Annotated in this window: 16 protein-coding genes, 1 tRNA gene and 1 pseudogene; 10 read left to right on the forward strand and 8 right to left on the reverse strand. The window is 72.1% G+C overall.

Annotated elements, in window-relative coordinates; all coding sequences use genetic code 11:
• Positions 1–80: 80 nt before the first annotated feature.
• The 3 genes from CP984_RS25380 to CP984_RS25390 are packed head-to-tail and all read left to right on the forward strand — an operon-like array spanning position 81 to position 5,445.
• The gene (locus tag CP984_RS25380; RefSeq protein ID WP_030184521.1) at positions 81–977 is read left to right on the forward strand and encodes an FAD binding domain-containing protein; all 897 of its coding nucleotides are present in this window, start codon (positions 81–83) and stop codon (positions 975–977) included.
• Positions 974–3,130 carry a 2Fe-2S iron-sulfur cluster-binding protein gene (locus tag CP984_RS25385; protein ID WP_226048698.1) on the forward strand — a complete coding sequence of 719 codons (2,157 nt, stop codon included), beginning with the start codon at positions 974–976 and terminating at the stop codon, positions 3,128–3,130. The genes CP984_RS25380 and CP984_RS25385 overlap by 4 nt, the downstream gene beginning before the upstream one ends.
• The gene (locus CP984_RS25390; protein ID WP_003985670.1) at positions 3,127–5,445 is read left to right on the forward strand and encodes a xanthine dehydrogenase family protein molybdopterin-binding subunit; all 2,319 of its coding nucleotides are present in this window, start codon (positions 3,127–3,129) and stop codon (positions 5,443–5,445) included. The genes CP984_RS25385 and CP984_RS25390 overlap by 4 nt, the downstream gene beginning before the upstream one ends.
• An 84-nt stretch (positions 5,446–5,529) precedes the next feature.
• Here CP984_RS25390 and CP984_RS25395 read toward each other — a convergent pair.
• The 3 genes and pseudogenes from CP984_RS25395 to CP984_RS25410 all read right to left on the reverse strand — a co-directional run.
• A pseudogene (locus tag CP984_RS25395) lies at positions 5,530–6,273 on the reverse strand (transcriptional regulator); the annotation flags it as partial.
• Positions 6,274–7,055: 782 nt separating this feature from the next.
• A tRNA-Cys gene (locus CP984_RS25405) sits at positions 7,056–7,127 on the reverse strand.
• An 89-nt stretch (positions 7,128–7,216) separates the two neighbouring features.
• Positions 7,217–7,819, reverse strand: a complete 603-nt coding sequence (locus CP984_RS25410; protein WP_031019976.1) for a chemotaxis protein CheB — start codon at positions 7,817–7,819, stop codon at positions 7,217–7,219.
• A gap of 160 nt (positions 7,820–7,979) precedes the next feature.
• Here CP984_RS25410 and CP984_RS25415 point away from each other — a divergent pair, with 160 nt between their 5' ends.
• From CP984_RS25415 to CP984_RS25430, 4 genes are all read left to right on the forward strand, one after another.
• Positions 7,980–9,533, forward strand: coding sequence for an MFS transporter (locus tag CP984_RS25415; protein WP_031019972.1), 1,554 nt, complete (start codon positions 7,980–7,982; stop codon positions 9,531–9,533).
• Between the two features lie 42 nt (positions 9,534–9,575).
• Positions 9,576–11,372, forward strand: coding sequence for a DEAD/DEAH box helicase (locus tag CP984_RS25420; RefSeq protein ID WP_003985666.1), 1,797 nt, complete (start codon positions 9,576–9,578; stop codon positions 11,370–11,372).
• Between the two features lie 406 nt (positions 11,373–11,778).
• Positions 11,779–12,420 (forward strand): IclR family transcriptional regulator, encoded by a 642-nt coding sequence (locus tag CP984_RS25425; RefSeq protein WP_003985665.1) that lies wholly within the window; start codon positions 11,779–11,781, stop codon positions 12,418–12,420.
• A gap of 72 nt (positions 12,421–12,492) precedes the next feature.
• Entirely contained in the window at positions 12,493–13,272 is a 780-nt protein-coding gene (locus CP984_RS25430; RefSeq protein ID WP_003985664.1) for a S16 family serine protease, read from the forward strand.
• Positions 13,273–13,296: 24 nt separating this feature from the next.
• Here CP984_RS25430 and CP984_RS25435 read toward each other — a convergent pair whose 3' ends face one another.
• Genes CP984_RS25435 through CP984_RS25455 form a run of 5 tightly spaced genes read right to left on the reverse strand, consistent with a single transcriptional unit; the run spans position 13,297 to position 17,567 of the window.
• Positions 13,297–14,295, reverse strand: coding sequence for a glycine betaine ABC transporter substrate-binding protein (locus CP984_RS25435; RefSeq protein ID WP_003985663.1), 999 nt, complete (start codon positions 14,293–14,295; stop codon positions 13,297–13,299).
• Positions 14,292–15,194 (reverse strand): ABC transporter permease, encoded by a 903-nt coding sequence (locus tag CP984_RS25440; protein WP_003985662.1) that lies wholly within the window; start codon positions 15,192–15,194, stop codon positions 14,292–14,294. The genes CP984_RS25435 and CP984_RS25440 overlap by 4 nt, the downstream gene beginning before the upstream one ends.
• On the reverse strand, positions 15,191–16,444 hold the full coding sequence (locus CP984_RS25445) for a betaine/proline/choline family ABC transporter ATP-binding protein (RefSeq protein ID WP_003985661.1): 1,254 nt from the start codon (positions 16,442–16,444) through the stop codon (positions 15,191–15,193). The genes CP984_RS25440 and CP984_RS25445 overlap by 4 nt, the downstream gene beginning before the upstream one ends.
• Positions 16,437–17,084, reverse strand: coding sequence for an ABC transporter permease (locus CP984_RS25450; protein WP_003985660.1), 648 nt, complete (start codon positions 17,082–17,084; stop codon positions 16,437–16,439). Before CP984_RS25450 ends, CP984_RS25445 begins: the two co-directional genes overlap by 8 nt.
• A 15-nt stretch (positions 17,085–17,099) precedes the next feature.
• Complete coding sequence (locus tag CP984_RS25455; RefSeq protein ID WP_003985659.1) at positions 17,100–17,567, reverse strand: Lrp/AsnC family transcriptional regulator; 468 nt, start codon at positions 17,565–17,567, stop codon at positions 17,100–17,102.
• 129 nt (positions 17,568–17,696) lie between these two features.
• On the opposite strand from CP984_RS25455, the gene hppD reads away from it, so the two are divergent.
• From hppD to CP984_RS25470, 3 genes are all read left to right on the forward strand, one after another.
• The gene (gene hppD, locus CP984_RS25460; RefSeq protein ID WP_003985658.1) at positions 17,697–18,842 is read left to right on the forward strand and encodes a 4-hydroxyphenylpyruvate dioxygenase; all 1,146 of its coding nucleotides are present in this window, start codon (positions 17,697–17,699) and stop codon (positions 18,840–18,842) included.
• A gap of 194 nt (positions 18,843–19,036) precedes the next feature.
• The gene (locus CP984_RS25465; RefSeq protein WP_003987247.1) at positions 19,037–20,401 is read left to right on the forward strand and encodes an FAD-binding oxidoreductase; all 1,365 of its coding nucleotides are present in this window, start codon (positions 19,037–19,039) and stop codon (positions 20,399–20,401) included.
• A 24-nt stretch (positions 20,402–20,425) separates the two neighbouring features.
• The gene (locus tag CP984_RS25470; protein WP_032916377.1) at positions 20,426–20,719 is read left to right on the forward strand and encodes a ribosomal protein L7/L12; all 294 of its coding nucleotides are present in this window, start codon (positions 20,426–20,428) and stop codon (positions 20,717–20,719) included.
• The last annotated feature ends 54 nt before the right edge of the window (positions 20,720–20,773 follow it).

Genomic DNA, 20,773 nt, shown 5'->3' on the forward strand with positions numbered 1-20,773 from the left:
AGAGTTGCCACGTCCGGACCGTGAGCACGTACCGTACGGCGGAGCGGAACAGCCGGGACACCGGGGAAGGGGCAGCTGGGTTGACCACGCACGCACCGCAGGCTTCGTCATCCGTGGCGTTGCCGGCCTCGCTCGACGAGGCCGTGGCGGCGCTCACCGCCATGCCCACCGCCGTGCCCGTAGCGGGCGGTACGGACCTGATGGCCGCCGTCAACTCCGGGCTGCTGCGGCCCGCCGGACTGGTCGGGCTCGGCCGGATCAGCGAGATCCGCGGCTGGCAGTACCAGGACGGCCACGCCCTCCTCGGCGCCGGACTGACCCTCGCGCGGATGGGCCGCCCCGACTTCGCCGCCCTCATCCCGGGCCTGGCCGCCGCGGCGCGCGCGGCCGGCCCCCCACAGGTCCGCAACGCGGGCACCCTCGGCGGCAACATCGTCACCTCCGCCCCCACCGGCGACACCCTCCCCGTGCTCGCCGCCCTCGAAGCCAACCTGGTCATCGCCGGTCCCGGCGGCGCCCGCCGCGAGATCCCGGTCAGCCACCTGCTGGCCGGCCGCGAGATGCTGCGCCCCGGCGAACTCGTCGGCTACGTACGGGTACCGCTGCTGCACGCCCCGCAGACCTTCCTGAAGGCCACCGGCCGCACCGGCCCCGGCCGCGCCACCGCCTCGGTGGCCCTCGTCCTCGACCCCGCTCGGCGCGGCGTGCGCTGCGCGGTCGGCGCGGTGGCCGCCATGCCGCTGCGCCCCCTGGAGGCCGAGGAGTGGGTGGCCTCCATCATCGACTGGGACGGCGAACGCACCCTGGTCCCCGAAGCGCTGGCCGCCTTCGGCGACTACGTCGCCGCCGCCTGCATCCCCGACCCGCCCCCGCCGCCGGACGGCACCGAGCCGCAGACCCTGCCGCCCGCCGCGCTGCACCTGCGCCGTACGGTGGCTGCCCTGGCCCGCCGAGCACTTGGGAGGGCGCTCTCGTGAGCGACGCCGACAGCCCCGACCGTCCCGACGGGCGCAACAGCCCCGAGGACACCCAGCCGCTGCGCGTGGTGCGCCCGCAGGACCGGCAGCGGTGGGAGCCACTGCCCCAGGGCAACGAGTACGAGCAGGAGGCCACCGCCTTCGTCCAGCTCCCGGACGGCTTCACCAGCGGCCCGTACCCGGGCGGTTACGGCTACCCCGCCTACCCGGACCCCCACCAGGCCCCCGGCGCGCCGGACGGCCACGGTGGCGCGCCCGGCCACGACGGGTACGGCGCCGACCCGCTCGCCGCGCCCGGCCACGGCTACACCCCGCCGTCCTCCTTCGCGCCGCCGACCGCGGGCGCGGCCACCGACCCGTCGGCCACCGGCCAGTGGACGATGCCGTTCGCCGACGCACCGGCCACCGGCCTGCCCGCGCACGGCATGCCGGACCCTGGCCCGCACGGCCACTACGCCGACGGCGGCCAGGACGCCGCGCCGCACGACGCCTGGCCGGGCGCGGACGGCGGCAGCGGCACCACCGGCCAGTGGGCCATCCCCACCGCCCCGGACGAGGTGCTGGAGGAGTCCGGCGAGTACCTGCTCGGCGACGACCGCAACCCCGCCTCCGGTTACGGGAACGCGTACGGCCACGTCGAACACGGCCACCTCCCCGCCGACCCGGCCGCGACCGGGCACTGGAACTTCACCACGGACCAGCACCCGGGCGCCGGTCACCTGCCGTACGACCAGCCCGCACACCAGCAGCCGCACCAGCACCAGCCGCCGCAGCAGCACCGCCCGGCGGACCAGGTGACGCCCGGCTACGACCCCGCGCACGGCGTGCCCCCGGCGACTGAAGCTCCTTACGACGGCGGCACGTTGGGCGGCGGCAACTGGTCGCTGCCCGCCGACGCGCTGGCGCAGTGGCCGCCGATGCCGCGCGAGGAGGTGCGGGCGGAGCCGGAGCCGGAGGCGGTTCCTGAGCCGGAGCCTGTGGTTGAGGCGGAGGCTCCGGGGGATGCCCCGGCGGATGCCGAGGCGGGCACGGCTGAGGCGGACACCGAGGTGCCCGTTGACGCGCGTACGGAGGCGGGTACGGGCGAGGCCGGTACGGATGAGCCCCGCGCGGATGAGCCCCGTACGGACACGAGCGCCGACGCTTCGGCCGTGGCCCCGGGAGTCGCTCCCGAAGCCGCTCCCGCAACCGTTCCCGCACCGGTCGAGGCCGACGTCGAGACCGTCCCCGAGGCAGCATCCGACGCCCCGGCGGCGCCGGAGCCCGCCGCGGCCCCGGAGGCGCCCGCCGCGGCCCCGGACGCACCCGAAGGGGAAGCACCCGAAACGGAAGCATCCGAGGAAGCCCCCGCCGAACCCACGGCTCAGCAGGACGCGACCTCTCGGCCCGCCCCGGCCCTGGAGGCCCAGGAGTCGACCACGGCGGCGGACCCGGCCGCAGCCGATCCCACCCCCGAACCGGCCCCCGACCCCCTCTCCACCACCCACGACGACCACGACGAACACCCCCACACCTCCTACGTCCTGACCGTCAACGGCACCGACCGCCCCGTCACCGACGCCTGGATCGGCGAGTCGCTGCTGTACGTGCTGCGCGAGCGCCTCGGCCTCGCCGGGGCCAAGGACGGCTGTTCGCAAGGGGAGTGCGGGGCCTGCTCCGTACAGGTCGACGGGCGGCTCGTGGCGTCGTGCCTGGTGCCCGCCGCGACCACCGCGGGCAGCGAGGTCCGTACGGTCGAGGGCCTGGCCCGGAACGGCGCGCCCTCCGACGTGCAGCGCGCCCTGGCCGAATCCGGCGCCGTCCAGTGCGGCTTCTGCATCCCCGGCATGGCCATGACCGTCCACGACCTGCTGGAAGGCAACCACGCGCCCACCGAGCTGGAGACGCGCCAGGCGCTGTGCGGCAACCTGTGCCGCTGCTCGGGCTACCGGGGCGTACTCGACGCGGTCAACGAGGTCGCCCGTAACCGTGCCGACGCCGCGGCAGCCGCCGAAGAGGCCGCGGCCGCCGCCCCCGAGGAGCCCGGCACCCCGCGCATCCCGCACCAGGCGGGCCCCGCCGACCCGCAGGGCCCCGCATCCCACGGCCACCACCCCCACGGGCCGCACCCCCACGGCCCGGGCGCAGATCCGCAGTCCGGAGGCTCCGCATGACCGGCACACCCGAGGGCGGCGCCGTCACCGCCACCCCCGCCGCGGGCGTCCCCCTCCCCGCCGAGCCGCCCCCGCACGGCCTCGGCGTCTCCCTGCCGTCCGCCGACGCCCCCGCCAAGACGGAGGGCGTCTTCCCCTACGCCTCCGACCTATGGGCCGAGGGCCTGCTGTGGGCGGCGGTGCTGCGCTCCCCGCACGCCAGCGCCCGCATCCTGTCGGTGGACACCGGGCCGGCCGCCGAGATGCCGGGCGTACGGGCCGTCGTCACACACGCGGACGTACCGGGTGACCCCGGGCACGGCCGGGGCACGCCCGACCGCCCGGTCTTCGCCCACGACGTGGTCCGCCACCACGGCGAGCCGATCGCCGCCGTCGCCGCCGACCATCCCGACACGGCCCGGCTGGCGGCGGCCGCCATCGCCGTCGAGTACGAGGTGCTGGAGCCGGTCACCGACCCCCAACTCGCCTTCGAGGCCGAGCCGCTGCACCCGGACGGCAACCTGATCCGGCACATCCCGCTGCACTTCGGCGACCCCGAGGTGGTGGGCGAGACCATCGTCGAGGGCCTGTACCGCATCGGCCGCCAGGACCCGGCGCCGATCGGCGCCGAGGCCGGACTCGCGGTGCCGCGCCCGGACGGCGGCGTCGAGATCTACACCGCCTCCACCGACCCGCACGCCGACCGCGACCTGGCCGCCGCCTGCTTCGGGCTGGAACCGGAGCGGGTCCGCGTCGTCGTCACCGGCGTGCCCGGCGCCACCGCGGACCGCGAGGACCCGGGCATGCAGCTCGCTCTCGGGCTGCTCGCCCTGCGCACCGGCTGCCCGGTCAAACTGACCGCCACCCGTGAGGAGTCCTTCCTCGGCCACGCCCACCGCCACCCCACCCTCCTGCGCTACCGCCACCACGCGGACGCCGAAGGCAAGCTGGTCAAGGTCGAGGCGCAGATCCTGATGGACGCGGGCGCGTACGCGGACACCTCCGCCGAGGCGCTGGCCGCCGCCGTCTCCTTCGCCTGCGGCCCGTACGTCGTCCCGCACGCCTTCGTCGAGGGCTGGGCGGTCCGCACGAACAACCCGCCGTCCGGGCACCTGCGCGGCGAAGGCGCGATGCAGGTGTGCGCCGCCTACGAGGGCCAGATGGACAAGCTCGCCGCCAAGCTGGGCATGGACCCCGCCGAGCTGCGGCTGCGCAATGTGATGGCCACCGGCGACCTGCTGCCCACCGGCCAGACCGTCACCTGCCCGGCGCCGGTCGCCGAACTGCTGCGCGCCGTCAAGGACGAGCCGCTGCCCGAACTCCCCAAGGACACCCCCGAGGAGGACTGGCTGCTGCCCGGCGGCCTGGAGGGCGCGGGCGAGCCGTCCGCGGTGCGCCGCGGCGTCGGCTACGCGCTCGGCATGGTCCACATGCTCGGCGCGGAGGGCGCCGACGAGGTCTCCACCGCCACGGTCAAGGTCAGCGGCTCGGTCGCCACCGTGCTGTGCGCCGCGGTCGAGACCGGATCCGGCTTCTCCACCCTCGCCCGGCAGATCGTCCAGGAAACCCTGGGCGTCGAAGAGGTGCACGTCGCCCCCGTCGACACCGACCAGCCGTCCGCCGGGCGCGCCTGCCACGGCCGGCACACCTGGGTCTCCGGCGGTGCCGTCGAACGCGCCGCCAAGATGGTGCGCACCCAGCTCCTCCAGCCGCTGGCCCACAAGTTCGGCATGTCCACCGAACTCCTCCAGATCACCGACGGCAAGATCACCTCGTACGACGGCGTGCTCAGCACCACCGTCGCCGAGGCCCTCGACGGCAAGGAACTCTGGGCCACCGCCCAGTGCCGCCCCCACCCGACCGAGCCCCTGGACGAGACCGGCCAGGGCGACGCCTTCGTCGGCCTCGCCTTCTGCGCCATCCGCTGTGTCGCGGACGTCGACATCGAACTCGGCACCGTCCGCGTCGTGGAGATGACCGTCGCCCAGGACGTCGGCCGCGTCCTCAACCCCCGCCAACTGCGCGCCCGTATCGAGGCCGGAGTCACCCAGGGCCTCGGCGCGGCCCTCATGGAAAACCTCCGCACCACCCGCGGCCAGATCCGCCACCCCGACCTCACCGGCTACGTCATGCCCACGGCCCTCGACGCCCCCGACATCCGCATCGTCAAACTGGTCGAGGAACGCGACGTAGTAGCCCCCTTCGGCGCCAAACCGGCCAGCGCCGTCCCGGTCGTCACCTCCCCGGCCGCGGTAGCCTCCGCCGTACGCGCCGCCACGGGCCGCCCGATAGGCCGCCTCCCGATCCGGCCGCAGGCGGCGGTGGCGCAGCAGTAGGCGCGGCGTACGCGCGTGAAAGGCGGGCCCGTACTCGTACGGGCCCGCCTTCCGCTATGCGGCCATATGGCTACGGCTACACGGCTATGCGGCGCGGACCAGCGAGCGGGCCCGCTCATTGAAGTCGGCCACAAGCGGATTCTTCCCAAAGGAAACCATCCGGCGCTGAATGTCCTGCACGGCCTCCACACAACGGCTCGACTTCACCTGGGAAGCCAGGTACAGCGTCCGTACGCCGGCGGCGTGCGCCGCATCGAGATCGTTGCGCTGCAAATGGGACACCGCCACCACGGCTTGCGACATGGCGCCACGACGGGCCCGCTTCTGCCGCTCCGCGTGGCGGATCGAGGATTGCGCGTGCTCCTCCGCGTGGCCCGGCTGCCCCATGTCCCGGAAAGCGTTCGCCCATTCACCGCCGAGATAGGCGGGGTCGATGAAGGCCGCCCACTCGGGCTCATCGGCCAGGTCGACCTTGGTGTACGCGGTCTGTGCCTCATGAATCGCATGAGCCGCGGCTTTCGGCTCACCGAGTACGGCGAGGGCGCGCGCCTCCAGCGTCCACAGGTCGGCCAGGCATGCGTTCGACATGGTCTTCGCCAGCCCGTGCCGCCCGGCCTGGGCCAGCCGACGGCCCTCGGCGGGGTGCCCCACCAGTGTGGCTTGGTCGGCCATACCGGCGAGCACATGGGCGCCCAGGGCAGCATTGCCGCTCTCCTCCGCCAACCGAAGCGACTGGATCAGAAACCGCTGGGCCGTCCCGTGTTCGCCATTGTCATAGGCCATCCACCCGGCCAAGTAGGTCTGCTCGCTCGCCGCTTCACAGAGGGCCTCTACGTGAGCGCCCGGTCAACGGGCCGTGTCGGAAGACACGTGAGGGTGGCCCCGTTCCGCAGCCTTCACCTGTACGGCCCGGCCCCGTGCGCGCTTGCTCCAGCCCGAGCGCTCCAGCCAGTCGGCCAACTTGTCATTCGGAACTTTCGCCACGGTCGACTCCCGCCCGATTGGCACGGCTGGCTGTAAAGGCCAAGAAAATTCACTGCCTTTCACTACCCCTCCCACGCTATCCCTCCTCGGACCGTGGCGGTTGGCTTTGCGTAAAGGTTCCTCAGCAGGGATGAAGCGAAGGCTGTGAGAGATGACCTACAGAAAAGGCGTCTGGGTGTTCGACCGGAGTAACGGCCGTGTCGGCAAGGTGTTGCGCGAGGTCGGGGGCCGAGTGCTGCTCGTGGATTCGGTAGGAAACGACTGGACGGCAGGGGCTTCCGGGCTCCGGCTGGCTACCGGGGGCGAACGCGAAATGGCCGCCCCGGTACTACGACACGGAGGCGATCCCCATGACACCCGGCGGATACCTCAGCCCACCCGTCCATCTAACGGAACCATTCGACCTGGATCCGTCGCCCGTTGAAGGCTGCTCCGTGTGCCAGGAGAAGGCCGATGAGCGCCGGCAGGCCCTCGACCTGGGGTTCATGGCTGTAGCGGTTTGCGCGGCAATCGAAATCGGACGTCATCCGAGACATCGGGTGAAGCCGTCGACGCAGCAGTAGAGGAGTCCGAACGCACGTGCAGGCGGTCCCGTACGAGTACGAAACCGCCTTCACGCATATACGAGGCCGTGATCGGATTCGAACCGACGTAACCGGATTTGCAGTCCGGCCCCTCAACCGCTCGGGCACACGGCCGTGTTGGTGTGGTGTTTTGAGAATAGGCCGGTGGGTCGGGGGCGGGGCAAGGGTTCTGGGCGGGGTGCCATGAGGTTGCAATGTGGTGTTCACGGGGCCGGGGCGGGGTGGGCGAAGGAGCGGAGCATGGTCTCGATGGCGTGCAGGGGGAGTACGTGGTCCACGGCGCCGGCCTTCAGGGTGGCCTCGGGCATGCCGGGGTACTCGGCGGTGTCCGGGTCCTGGACCACCACGGTGCCGCCGCGGTCCTTGACGGCCTGGGCGCCCTGTGCGCCGTCACGGCCCGTACCGCTGAGCACGAAGACCCAGGCCCGCTGCCCATAGTGCTCGGCGAGCGAGGTGAACAGCCGGTCCGCCGCGGGCCTGACCCTGTTGACGCGCGCCGTGTCGGCCAGCCGCAGTGTGCCGTCCGGCTCGATGAGCAGATGGCGGTCGGGGGGTGCCAGGTAGACCCGGCCGGCGACGGCCCGTTCGCCGTCCCGGGCCAGTGTGACCGGTACCCGGGTGCGCCGTTGGAGGACCGTGTCGAGCACGGTGCGGTGCCGCGGGCTGAGGTGCTGCACCACCAGCGTCGGTACCGGAGGGCCCGAGGTGAACGAGCCGAACAGTTCCAGCAGCGCGAACACCCCGCCCGCGGAGGCGGCGATGGCCACTACGGCACAGCTCTCGTCGATGCATTGCGGCGGTGCCATATCGGGAGCCTAGGGGGAGCGCCCGCGGGGCAACACACCCAAGGGCCCGCGGGGCGGCGCACCCTGGTGGCCGCGGGGCGGCGCACCTAGTTCCAAGGGCCGAGAAGATCTCCGTCCCGCGACAGGGGCGCACCTGAGTTACGCCTCTTACGCTGACCGCATGACTGCCGTGGACCCGCTTGATGCCCTCGATGATCCCCGCCGGGCCCCGGCTCGGGGCCCGGCGGCCGTACCGGCCGATCCGCCCCCCGGCGGCGTCCTCGGCCGTACCTACCGCGCCCTGACCCTCGGGATCATCTCCGTCGTCTCGCTCATCGCGTTCGAGGCGAGTGCCGTGACCACCGCCATGCCGGCGGTCGGGCAGGCCCTGGACGGGATCGCGTTGTACGCGTTCGCCTTCTCCGCGTACTTCACGGCGAGCCTGTTCGCGATGGCGCTGTCGGGGGAGTGGTGCGACCGGAGCGGGCCGCTCGTGCCCCTGTTCACCGGGATCGCCACGTTCGGGGCGGGGCTGGTGGTCGCCGGGTGCGCGCCGGAAATGTGGCTGTTCGTGGTGGGGCGCGGGGTGCAGGGGATCGGGGGCGGACTGGTGATCGTCGCGTTGTACGTGGTGGTGGGGCGCGCGTATCCGGAGGCGCTGCGGCCGTCCGTGCTCGCGGCCTTCTCCGCCGCGTGGGTGCTGCCGGTGATCGTCGGGCCGCTGGTCGCCGGGACGGTCACCGAGCAGCTGGGCTGGCGCTGGGTGTTTCTGTCCATACCCGTACTCGTGCTGCTGCCGCTGACGGTCATGCTGCCCGCGCTGCGCAAGCTGCCGCCCCGGCAGGGGGAGGAGCGGATGGACCGGCGCCGCATCCTGCTCGCGCTCGCGGTGGCCGCGGGCGCCGGGCTCCTTCAGTACGCGGCGCAGCGGCGCGACTGGGTGGCCGTGCTGCCCGCGGTCGCCGGGCTCGCGCTGCTGGTGCCGGCCGTGGTTCGGCTGCTGCCCAGGGGGACGTTCCGGGCTGCCCGCGGGCTGCCCTCTGTGGTTCTGATTCGGGGGTTGGCGGCCGGTTCGCTGCTCGCCGCCGAGAGTTTCATTCCGCTGATGCTCGTCACGGAGCGCGGTCTGTCCACCACGCTGGCCGGGCTCTCGCTGACCGGCGGTGGCCTCACCTGGGCCCTGGGCTCGTACACCCAGAGCCGGCCGCGCCTGGAGCCGTACCGGGAGCGGATCATGGGGATCGGGATGCTGCTGATGACGGCGGCGATCCTGGTGGTGCCGTGGGCGCTGGTCGACGGTGTGCCCGTATGGATCGTGGCGGTCGCGTGGATCGTGGCCGGGTTCGGCATGGGGCTGAACATTTCCAGCGGGAGCGTGCTGCTGCTGAAGCTGTCCCCGCCGGAGGAGGCGGGGAGCAACTCGGCCTCGCTCCAGGTCTCGGACGCCCTCGGCAACATCACCTTCGTCGGGATCAGCGGACTGCTGTTCAGCGCCTTCGGCGGCGGCGCGGTCGACGCGCACGCCACGCCGGACGTGACCAACGCCGCATCCGGGGGGCAGCCCGCCGCCTTCGCCGCGGTCTTCGTCACCATGGCGGCCGTGGCCCTCACCGGATCGTGGGTGGCCACGCGCCTGAAGCCCGCCCGTGACGGCCTCGCGACGGCCGCCGCCGGTGGCGGGACGGCGGCACCGGTGTCCGGGCCGCGCACGCCGCCGGCCCCCGCGGAGCGTTAGGCTGACGCGGTTGCCGATCGCCGAGCCAGCCCGACGGAGACCGTGACTACCACCACCAGCGCCACCAACAACCACCACCTGTCCCCGGCCTTTCCCGGACGGGCCCCGTGGGGTACCGCCAACAAGCTGCGCGCCTGGCAGCAGGCCGCGATGGACCGGTACATCCAGACGCAGCCGCGCGACTTCCTCGCGGTCGCGACGCCCGGCGCGGGCAAGACCACCTTCGCGCTCACCCTCGCCTCCTGGCTGCTGCACCACCATGTCGTGCAGCAGGTGACCGTGGTCGCGCCCACAGAGCACCTGAAGAAGCAGTGGGCGGAGGCCGCCGCCCGCGTAGGCATCAAGCTGGACCCGGAGTACAGCGCGGGTCCGCTCGGCCGGGAGTACCACGGCATCGCGATCACGTACGCGGGTGTCGGCGTGCGTCCGATGCTGCACCGCAACCGCATCGAGCAGCGCAAGACGCTGGTCATCCTCGACGAGATCCACCACGCCGGTGACTCCAAGTCCTGGGGCGAGGCGTGCCTGGAGGCGTTCGAGCCGGCCACCCGGCGGCTCGCGCTGACCGGTACGCCGTTCCGCTCCGACACCAACCCGATCCCCTTCGTCACGTACGAGGAGGGCGACGACGGCATCCGGCGCAGCGCCGCCGACTACACGTACGGCTACGGCAACGCGCTCAGCGACGGCGTCGTCCGCCCGGTGATCTTCCTGTCGTACAGCGGCAGCATGCGCTGGCGCACCAAGGCCGGCGACGAGATCGCGGCCCGCCTCGGCGAGCCGATGACCAAGGACGCCGTCTCGCAGGCGTGGCGCACCGCGCTGGACCCGCGCGGCGACTGGATGCCCAAGGTGCTCAAGGCCGCCGACCAGCGGCTGACCGAGGTCCGCAAGGCGATACCGGACGCCGGCGCGCTGGTGATCGCCTCCGACCAGGAGCAGGCGCGCGCGTACGCCAAGCTGATCCGCGAGATAACGGGTGAGGGCGCCACCCTCGTCCTGTCCGACGACAGCGGCGCCTCGCAGCGCATCGACGACTTCTCGCACTCCGACGACCGGTGGATGGTCGCGGTCCGCATGGTGTCCGAGGGCGTCGACGTACCGCGCCTCGCGGTCGGCGTGTACGCGACGACCATCTCCACGCCGCTGTTCTTCGCGCAGGCGGTGGGCCGCTTCGTACGGTCCCGCAAGCGCGGCGAGACCGCGTCCGTCTTCCTGCCCACCGTGCCCTCGCTGCTCACCTTCGCCAACGAGATGGAGGTCGAGCGCGACCACGTCCTGGACAAGCCGAAGAAGGACGGCGAGGAGGACCCGTACGCCGAGTCCGAGAAGGAGATGGACGAGGCCAACAAGCAGCAGGACGAGGACACGGGGGAGCAGGAGCAGTTCTCCTTCGAGGCGCTGGAGTCCGAGGCGGTCTTCGACCGGGTGCTCTACGACGGTGCCGAGTTCGGTATGCAGGCGCACGCGGGCAGCGAGGAGGAGCAGGACTACCTCGGCATCCCCGGGCTGCTGGAGCCGGACCAGGTGCAGATGCTGCTCCAGAAGCGGCAGGCGCGGCAGATCGCGCACAGCAAGAAGAAGCCGGCCGAGGAGGCCGACCTGCTGGAGCTGCCCGCCGAGCGGCGCCCGGTGGTCACGCACAAGGAGCTGCTGGAGCTGCGCAAGCAGCTGAACACCCTGGTCGGCGCGTACGTCCACCAGAGCGGCAAGCCGCACGGCGTGATCCACACCGAGCTGCGCCGGGTGTGCGGCGGCCCGCCGAGCGCGGAGGCCACCGCCGGGCAGCTCAACGAGCGGATCAAGAAGGTACGGGAGTGGGCCACGCGCATGAAGTGAGGTGACCCGGCCCGGACACCGATGCGGCGTCCGGGCCGCGGTCTTACGGCGGGGCAGCACACGGATGCCGTGTGCTGCCCCGCTGTCGTGTCCCTGACCGGACGCGTGTCGCCATGGCCGGGTGCGCGGGTGTTGTGACCCAGACCGAAAGGGGCCGCGTCCCCGGCGCCCCACCGCGCCCCGAGGATCTTCAGGGACATTCCGGGCACGGAAGACCGGATTCTGGACGGACTCTTCCGCTGACCGGACCGGCTCGCTACTGTCCCGGTCACGCACACGCCCCGTGGCAGCGCCGCCGCGGAGCGCAGCCGGTGCCATGCGGCCGGCGGCCTCTTTGCGCGCGCTGCCCCGGGACCGGCAGCGCACCCCGCGCCATGAGCCGCCACTCACCCGAGGAGGGGGCGTCGTGACCGCGGAGACCTCCCAGACGCTCGACCGAGGACTGCGCGTCCTCAAACTGCTCGCCGACACCGACCACGGCCTGACCGTCACGGAGCTGTCCACCAAACTGGGGGTCAACCGGACCGTGGTCTACCGCCTGCTCGCCACCCTGGAGCAGCACGCCCTGGTACGCCGCGACATCGGCGGCCGGGCCCGGGTGGGCCTGGGCGTGCTGCGCCTGGGCCGCCAGGTGCACCCGCTGGTGCGGGAGGCGGCGCTGCCCGCCCTGCGCGCGCTGGCCGAGGACATCGGCGCCACCGCCCACCTCACGCTCGTGGACGGCACCGAGGCGCTGGCCGTGGCCGTCGTCGAGCCGTCCTGGACCGACTACCACGTCGCCTACCGCGCGGGTTTCCGGCATCCGCTGGACCGGGGCGCGGCCGGGCGGGCGATACTCAAGGCCCGCCAGGGCCATCTTGAGGATGCCGGACTGGCCCTGACGCACGGCGAGTTGGAGGCGGGCGCGAGCGGCGCGGCGGCCCCGCTGCTCGGGGTGAGCGGCATCGAGGGCAGCGTCGGCGTGGTGATGCTCGCCGACACGGTGCCGGAGCGGGTCGGGCCGCGGGTGGTCGAGGCGGCCCGTGAGGTGTCCGAAGCGCTGCGGTGATCCGGTACGGCGGAGCACCCGGGCGGCGCCCGTGGTGACCGGCCCGGGCCACAGGTCATCTAGGGTGGCGGGGTGTCTTCTCGCACTCGCGCCCTCGGGATCTGCACCGCCCTCGTCCTCGCGCTCCTCGCCACCGCGGCCTTCGCTCCGCTGCCGTTCTCGGTCGCCTTCCCCGGCGACACGGCGGATGTGCTCGGCAAGCACAAGGGCAAACAGGTGATCACGATCAGCGGCGCGCCGACCCGGGAGACCAGCGGCCAGCTGCGGATGGCGGCGATCGTGGCGACCGGCCCGGACGCCACGGTGCGGCTGCCGGACATCGTCAAGGGCTGGTTCCGTACGGACCAGGCCGTGATGCCGGTCGAGTCGGTCTACCCGGTCGGCGACACCGCAGAGAAGGCCGTGGAGCACAACCTGAAGGACATGCGCTCCTCCCAGGACGTCGCCACCCGCGCCGCCCTGAACTATCTGCACAAGAGCGACAAGGACGTGAAGGTCAAGCTGGACCTGGGCACGATCGGCGGGCCCAGCGCGGGCCTGCTGTTCTCGCTGGGCATCATCGACAAGCTGGCCGGGGACGGCCAGGGCGGCGACCTGACCGGCGGGCAGAAGATCGCGGGCACCGGAACGATCACCGCGGACGGCGAGGTCGGCGCGGTCGGCGGGGTGTCCCTGAAGACGCAGGCCGCGGGCCGCGATGGTGCCAAGGTCTTCCTCGTCCCCAAGTCGGAGTGCAAGGACGCGCAGGCCGAGCTGCCGGAGGGCATGCGGCTGGTCCCCGTCAGCACGCTCTCCGGCACGGTGGACGCGCTCAAGGCGCTGAAGTCCGGCGGTACGGTCCCCAGCTGCTGAGCGCCCCCACGTAGAGCCGGTGCCTCAGCCGCCGGCCTTGATGAACCCCTTCTCGATCATCCAGTCCTTGGCGACCTCGTGCGGGTCCTGCCCCTCCACGTCCACCTTCGCGTTCAGGGACTGCGCGACGGTGTTGTCCAGGGCCTGGGTGATCGGCGCCAGGATGTCCGCGATCTGCGGGTACTTCTTCATGGTCGCCGCGTTCATCTCGGGCGCCGCGTTGTAGTTCGGGAAGAAGTGCTTGTCGTCCTTGAGGACGTGCAGGCCCATCGCCTTGATCCGGCCGTCGGTCGTGTACACCTCACCGAAGGTGCAGGCCCGGCCCTCGGCCGCCTGCGTGTAGACGACGCCGCTGGTCATCTTCTTGATGTTGCCGGCCGGGATCTGCATGCCGTACGCCTTGGCCATGCCCGGCAGGCCGTCGTTACGGGCGGAGAACTCGGCCTCCGCGCACAGCGTGACCGCGCTCGGGTTCTTGCGGGACAGCTCGGCGACGTCCGACAGCGTCTCGGTGCCGAGCTGCTTGTGGTGCCCGGGGTTGAGCGCCAGCGCGTACGTGTTGTTCAGCTTCGACTGCGGCAGCCACTCGACGCCGTTGGCCCGGTCGCCGTCGCGCACCGCCTCCCACTGCTTCTGCGGGTCCACGATGGGCTTCTCGTGGCCGAGGTGGGTGATCCAGCCGGTGCCGGTATACTCGTACATCCCGTCCGCCGTACCGGACTTGACCGCCTCGCGGGCGCCGATCGTGCCCTGGATGTTGGTCTTGTCCACGACCGTGGCGCCGGCCGCCTTGAAGGCCAGGCCCATGATCTGGCCCAGGATGATGTTCTCGGTGAACTCCTTCGACGTCACGGTCAGCTCGGCGCCCTTCAGGGGCAGCCCCCGGCCGACCGTGCCGGGCCGTACGTCGTCGCTCATCGGGCTGCCGCTGACCAGGCCGCAGCCGCTCAGCCCGGCCGCGGCCAGCAGCAGGCACCCGGCCGCCGCCGGTACCGTACGGCGCCATCGCCGTGCTCGGGTCATCCTTCCCCCACCTCCAGCCCGCGCGGGCGCAGCAGCAGTTCGACGAGGGACGCCAGCCAGTCGACGAACAGCGCCAGCACCACCGTCAGGACGGAGCCGAGCACCAGCACCGGCATGCGCTGGGTGATGATGCCCGCCGAGATCAGGTCGCCGAGGCCGCCGCCACCACCGAAGGTGGCCAGCGTCGCGGTGCCCACGTTCAGGACCAGCGCGTTGCGCACGCCCGCCAGGATCAGCGGCACGGCCAGCGGCAGTTCGACCTTGCCCAGCACCCCGGGCGCCGACATGCCGATGCCGCGGGCCGCCTCGGTCAGCGTCGGGTCGATGGCCTTCAGGCCCGCGATGGTGTTGGCCAGCACCGGCAGTACGGCGTACAGCACCATGCCGATGACGGCGGCCTCAGGGCCGATGCCCAGCCAGATGACCAGCAGCACCAGCAGACCCAGGGCGGGCACCGCCTGCCCGAGGTTGGCCACCGCGACCGCGGCCGGCGCGGCCCTGCGCAGTTTGGCGCGGGTCAGCGCGATGCCCAGCGGCAGCGCGATGATCAGTACGAAGAAGGTCGAGACGGCGGTCAGCTGGATGTGCTGGCGCAGCGCGAGCCACACCTTGCCGCCGTCCACCGCCTGGTGCGCGATCGAGTCCAGGTCGGTGCCGCGGAACCACAGCCAGGTGGCGAGCAGCACCGCCGCCAGCACGGCGGGCACCGTGACCACCTTCTTCCAGGTGATCCGGCGGGGCGGCCGGGTGGCCGGTGCGGCGGGCTCCGGCTCGGCCGTCAGGAGCGGTCCGCGCTCCCCGGCGGCCGCCGCCTCGTCGCGGAACCGTACGCCGCGTACCTCGTGCTCGCCCGCCGGCCGCTCGTCCTTCGGCGGCCGGCGCTCGTCCCGGGGGCTCACGCCTTGACTCCGTGCGCGCCACCCGCCGGATCGACGCCCTCCTGGGCCAGCCGGGTGTGCCGGGCGCGCTGCTCCTCCAGTTCGTGCCGGTGCTCCAGGGCGTCGATCCGGTCCGCCTCCAGCAGGTCGTGGACGTTGTTCATCAGTGTCTCCATGTCCACCACGCCGATGTACGCGCCGCGCCGCCCGGTCACCGCGACCCGGCCGGCGTTGTCGGTCAGCACCGCCTCCAGCGCGTCGCGCAGCGTCGCGTCACGGGTGACCGTGTCGTGCACGAGGGTGCCGGCGCGGGCCAGCGAGCCCTTGGCGCGCATCAGGTCGCCGCGGCGCAGCCACTTGTACGGGCGCCGGTGTCTGTCCAGCAGCAGCACCTCGTTGGTGGTGCCGGAGCGCAGCAGGTCGAAGATCGACTGGAGCGGGTCCTCCACGGAAGCGGTGGGGAAGTCGACCACGCCCACGTCCCGTACGCGGGTGAGGTTCAGGCGCTTGAGGGCCGCGCCCGCGCCCACGAAGCCGGAGACGAAGTCGTCGGCGGGGTTGGTGAGGATGGCCTCGGGGGTGTCGAACTGGGCGATGTGCGAGTGCTCGCGGAGCACCGCGATCCGGTCGCCCAGCTTGATCGCCTCGTCGAAGTCGTGGGTGACGAAGACGATCGTCTTGCGCAGCTCGTGCTGGAGCCGGATCAGCTCGTCCTGGAGGTGGTCGCGGGTGATCGGGTCCACCGCGCCGAACGGCTCGTCCATCAGCAGGACGGGCGGGTCGGCGGCCAGCGCGCGCGCCACGCCGACGCGCTGCTGCTGCCCGCCGGAGAGCTGGCGCGGGTAGCGGCCGTGGAACTCGCGCGGGTCCAGGCCCACCAGGTCGAGCATCTCCTCGACGCGGCTGTCCACCTTCGCCTTCTTCCAGCCGACCATCTTCGGGACGAGCGCGATGTTCTGCGCGACGGTCATGTGCGGGAACAGGCCGGACGACTGGATCGCGTAGCCGACCTTGCGGCGCAGCCCGACCGGGTCGATGCCGGTCACGTCCTCGTCGCCGATCCGGATGGTCCCGGAGGTGGGTTCGATCAGCCGGTTGATCATCTTCAGGGTGGTGGACTTGCCGCACCCCGAGGGCCCGACGAGGATCACCGTCTCGCCCGGCTTGATCTCCATGCTCACGTCGTCGACCGCGGGCGCCGGGGTGCCCGGGTACCGCTTGGTCAGGTGCTCCAGCGCGATGCCGGCGCCGGATGCGGTGGTCTCAGGCACGGATCCCCCTGGGAATGGTCAGGCGTCCGATCAGTACGTACGCGGCGTCGAAGAGCAGGGCCAGGACGACGATGCCGAGCGTCCCGGACAGCACCTGGTTGAGCGCGTTGGCGCTGCCCAGCGACGAGATCCCGCGGAAGATCTCGTTGCCCAGGCCGGGGCCCGAGGCGTAGGCGGCGATGGCCGCGATGCCCATCAGCATCTGGGTGGAGACCCGGATGCCGGTCAGGATCGGCGGCCAGGCCAGCGGCAGTTCCACCCGCAGCAGCCGGGCCGTACGGGACATCCCGATGCCCTTGGCGGCGTCGATCAGCGCGGGATCGACGCCGCGCAGGCCGACGACGGCGTTGCGCACCACCGGCAGCAGCCCGTACAGCGTCAGGGCGATGACGGTCGGTGCCACGCCGAGGCCGACGATCGGCACCAGCAGGCCGATCAGGGCCAGCGAGGGCACCGTCAGGATCGTCGCGGTGGTGGCGGTGGCCAGGTTCCCGGCCCACTCGCTGCGGTAGGTGGCGACGCCGAGCAGCACCCCGAGCACGGTGGCCAGCACCATGCACTGGAAGACGGCGCTGGCGTGCTGAAACGTGTCCGTCAGCAGCTGGGTGTGCCGGCTGCCGACGTACTCCCAGAAGCTCACACGCGCCCTCCTCGGTCAGTCCCCCGCGGCTTGCTTGACCAGCGGGACGATGCGCAACGGAACCGGGTTTTCCATGACAATGGCGGTGGAAGCCCGCATGATGCCATCAAAGCCCACAACCAGGTCGATGACCCGCTGCAAGTCGGCGTTCGAACGGGCAACGAGCCTGCACAGCATGTCCCCATGTCCCGTCGTTGTATGCAGCTCAAGCACTTCGGGTACGGACGCCAAGTGCGCGCGTACGTCGGCCCCTTGGCCCTGTTTGATCTCCAGCGTGGCGAACGCGGTGACCGGGTAGCCCAGCGCCGCGGGGTCCACGTCGGGCCCGAATCCCCGGATCACTCCGTTCGACTGAAGCCGGTCCAGGCGCGCCTGCGCCGTCCCGCGCGCCACGCCGAGCCGGCGTGACGCCTCCAGCACGCCGATGCGCGGTTCCTCGGCGAGCAGTTCCAGGAGCCTGCCGTCCAAATGATCGATCGCCACGGCCGTTGCCTCCGAAATTGATGGTCATCATGTACGAATCGTCCGGTGAATAGCGCGCTTCGCTGTGCATATTGCCCAGTGGATGTGCAAACTATTGCGCATTGTGTGGGCCGGGGAGAGCCTGCCGCCATGACTCAGACCACGGACCACACCACCCCCACGAGTGCGCGGCAGGCCGATCCCTTCCCGGTCAAGGGGATGGACGCGGTCGTCTTCGCCGTCGGCAACGCCAAGCAGGCAGCGCACTACTACGCCACCGCCTTCGGCATGAAGCGCGTCGCCTACTCCGGACCGGAGAACGGCAGCCGCGAGACCGCCAGTTACGTGCTCGAATCCGGCGCCGCCCGCTTCGTCTTCACCTCCGTCATCAAGCCGACGACCGACTGGGGCCGCTTCCTGGCCGACCACGTCGCCGCGCACGGTGACGGCGTCATCGACCTCGCCATAGAGGTGCCGGACGCGCGCGCCGCCTACGCCTACGCCCTGGAGCACGGCGCCACCGGCATAGAGGAGCCGTACGAGACCAAGGACGAGCACGGCGTCGTCGTGCGCGCCTCCATCGCCACGTACGGCAAGACCCGGCACACCCTGGTCGAGCGCACCGATTACGACGGCCCCTACCTGCCCGGCTACGTCGCCGCCGACCCGATCGTCGAGCCCGGAGCCCGCCGCTTCCAGGCCATCGACCACTGCGTCGGCAACGTCGAACTCGGCAAGATGGACGAGTGGGTGGCCTTCTACAACAACGTCATGGGCTTCACGAACATGAAGGAGTTCGTCGGCTCGGACATCGCCACCGAATACAGCGCGCTGATGTCGAAGGTGGTCGCGGACGGCACCCGCAAGGTGAAGTTCCCGCTCAACGAGCCGGCCATCGCCAAGAAGAAGTCGCAGATCGACGAATACCTGGAGTTCTACGGCGGCCCCGGCTGCCAGCACATCGCCCTGGCCACCAACGACATCGTCGCCAGCGTCCGGGCCATGCGCGTGGCCGGCGTCGAGTTCCTGGACACCCCGGACTCCTACTACGACACCCTCGGCGAGTGGGCGGGCGAGACCCGCGTCCCGGTCGAGACGCTGCGCGAGCTGAAGATCCTGGTCGACCGGGACGAGGACGGCTATCTTCTGCAGATCTTCACCAAGCCGGTCCAGGACCGCCCCACCGTCTTCTTCGAACTGATCGAGCGGCACGGCTCGATGGGCTTCGGCAAGGGCAACTTCAAGGCCCTGTTCGAGGCGATCGAGCGGGAGCAGGAGCGGCGCGGCAACCTCTGACCGCCGGCCCGCGACCGGCCCGCCTTCCCAGGGCCCCCTGAACGCCACCCCCCCCACCCCGCGGCCCCGCCGGACCCTGACCCGGCGGGGCCGCGGCCCTTCCCGCGGGGAGCGGCGCTCCCGCACCCGGACACCGCCGCCCGGGTGCGGGAGGGGATCTTCCGTGTACGGCCCACGGATGGGAGGCTGGCGGCATGGACCTCATCGCACGCCTGCGCGACGGCCTCCCCGGGGAAGCGATCCTCACCGACCCCGACGTCACCGGCGCCTACGCCCACGACATGGCGAGCTTCTGCGAGGCCGGCAGCCCGGCCGTGGTCGTCCTGCCGCGTACGGTCGAACAGGTCCAGCACGTGATGCGCACCGCCACCGCACTGCGCGTCCCGGTCGTCCCCCAGGGCGCCCGTACGGGACTGTCCGGCGCCGCCAACGCCTCCGACGGCTGCATCGTGCTCTCCCTGGTCAAGATGGACCGGATCATCGAGATCAACCCCGTCGACCGGATCGCGGTCGTCGAGCCCGGCGTGATCAACGCGGTGCTCTCCCGCGCCGTCAACGAACACGGCCTCTACTACCCGCCGGACCCCTCCAGCTGGGAGGAATGCTCCATCGGCGGCAACATCGGCACCGCCTCCGGCGGCCTGTGCTGCGTCAAATACGGCGTCACCGCCGAGTACGTCCTCGGCCTGGACGTCGTCCTCGCCGACGGACGGCTGCTGAAGACCGGCCGGCGCACCGCCAAGGGCGTCGCGGGCTACGACCTCACCCGGCTGTTCGTCGGCTCCGAGGGCAGCCTCGGCATCGTCGTACGCGCCGTGCTCGCCCTCAAGCCCGAGCCGCCCCAGCAGCTCGCGCTCGCCGCCGAGTTCCCCTCCACCGCCGCCGCGTGCGACGCCGTCTGCGAGATCATGGCCCGCGGCCACGCCCCCGCGCTGCTCGAACTCATGGACCGTACGAGCATCCGCGCCGTCAACGCGATGGCCAACATGGGCCTGCCCGAGAGCACCGAAGCGCTCCTGCTCGCCGCCTTCGACACCCCCGACCCGGCCGCCGACCTCGCCGCCGTCGGCGCGCTGTGCACGGCCGCCGGAGCCACCGACGTCGTACCGGCCGACACCCCGGCCGAATCCGACCTCCTCCTCCAGGCCCGGCGGCTGACCCTGACCGCCCTGGAACGGGTCAAGTCCGCCACGATGATCGACGACGTGTGCGTACCGCGCTCACAGCTCGCCGCGATGCTCGACGGCACCGCCGCCATCGCCGAGAAATACGGCCTGACCATCGGCGTCTGCGCCCACGCGGGCGACGGCAACACCCACCCCACCGTCTGCTTCGATGCGGCCGACCCCGACGAGTCCCGGCGCGCCCGCGAATCCTTCGACGAGATCATGGCGCTCGGCCTGGAACTGGGCGGCACCATCACCGGCGAGCACGGCGTCGGCGTCCTGAAGAAGGAGTGGCTGGCCCGCGAGCTGGGCCCGGTGGGCCTGGAGATGCACCGCGGCATCAAGGCGGTCTTCGACCCGCTGGGGCTGCTCAACCCCGGGAAGGTGTTCTGACCGGGACCTTCTAGGGTCATGGCCATGAACTCCGAACTCTGGACGGCCATCGCCGCAGCCGTCGTCGTCATCGTCGTGCTCGCCTCCTCCGCGGACGTGCGCCACAAGGCGCTGGACCGCAGACTCCGGCGCATCGACCGCAAGCTCGACCTGATCATGGAACACCTGGGCGTCGAGGAGACCGGCCCCGAGGGCATGGCCGAGATCGACGCGCTGCTGCACAAGGGCAGGAAGATCGAGGCGATCAAGCGGTACCGGGAGCTGACCGGCGCCGGACTGGCCGAGGCCAAGGACGCCGTGGAGCGCCGGGAGGGCTGAGCGAGCCGTGCCCGCGAATGCCCCGATCCATGTGGTCCGGCCGGGCGTCCGGCA

The organism is Streptomyces rimosus (genome assembly GCF_008704655.1).
Taxonomy (GTDB): Bacteria; Actinomycetota; Actinomycetes; order Streptomycetales; family Streptomycetaceae; genus Streptomyces; species Streptomyces rimosus.

Bases quoted from the DNA above. Each gene is read 5' to 3' on its own strand.
- CP984_RS25435 (WP_003985663.1), bottom strand. From the start codon at position 14,295: ATGACCCGAGCACGGCGATGGCGCCGTACGGTACCGGCGGCGGCCGGG.
- CP984_RS25465 (WP_003987247.1), top strand. From the start codon at position 19,037: ATGGACCTCATCGCACGCCTGCGCGACGGCCTCCCCGGGGAAGCGATC.
- CP984_RS25390 (WP_003985670.1), top strand. From the start codon at position 3,127: ATGACCGGCACACCCGAGGGCGGCGCCGTCACCGCCACCCCCGCCGCG.
- hppD (WP_003985658.1), top strand. From the start codon at position 17,697: ATGACTCAGACCACGGACCACACCACCCCCACGAGTGCGCGGCAGGCC.
- CP984_RS25410 (WP_031019976.1), bottom strand. From the start codon at position 7,819: ATGGCACCGCCGCAATGCATCGACGAGAGCTGTGCCGTAGTGGCCATC.
- CP984_RS25415 (WP_031019972.1), top strand. From the start codon at position 7,980: ATGACTGCCGTGGACCCGCTTGATGCCCTCGATGATCCCCGCCGGGCC.
- CP984_RS25470 (WP_032916377.1), top strand. From the start codon at position 20,426: ATGAACTCCGAACTCTGGACGGCCATCGCCGCAGCCGTCGTCGTCATC.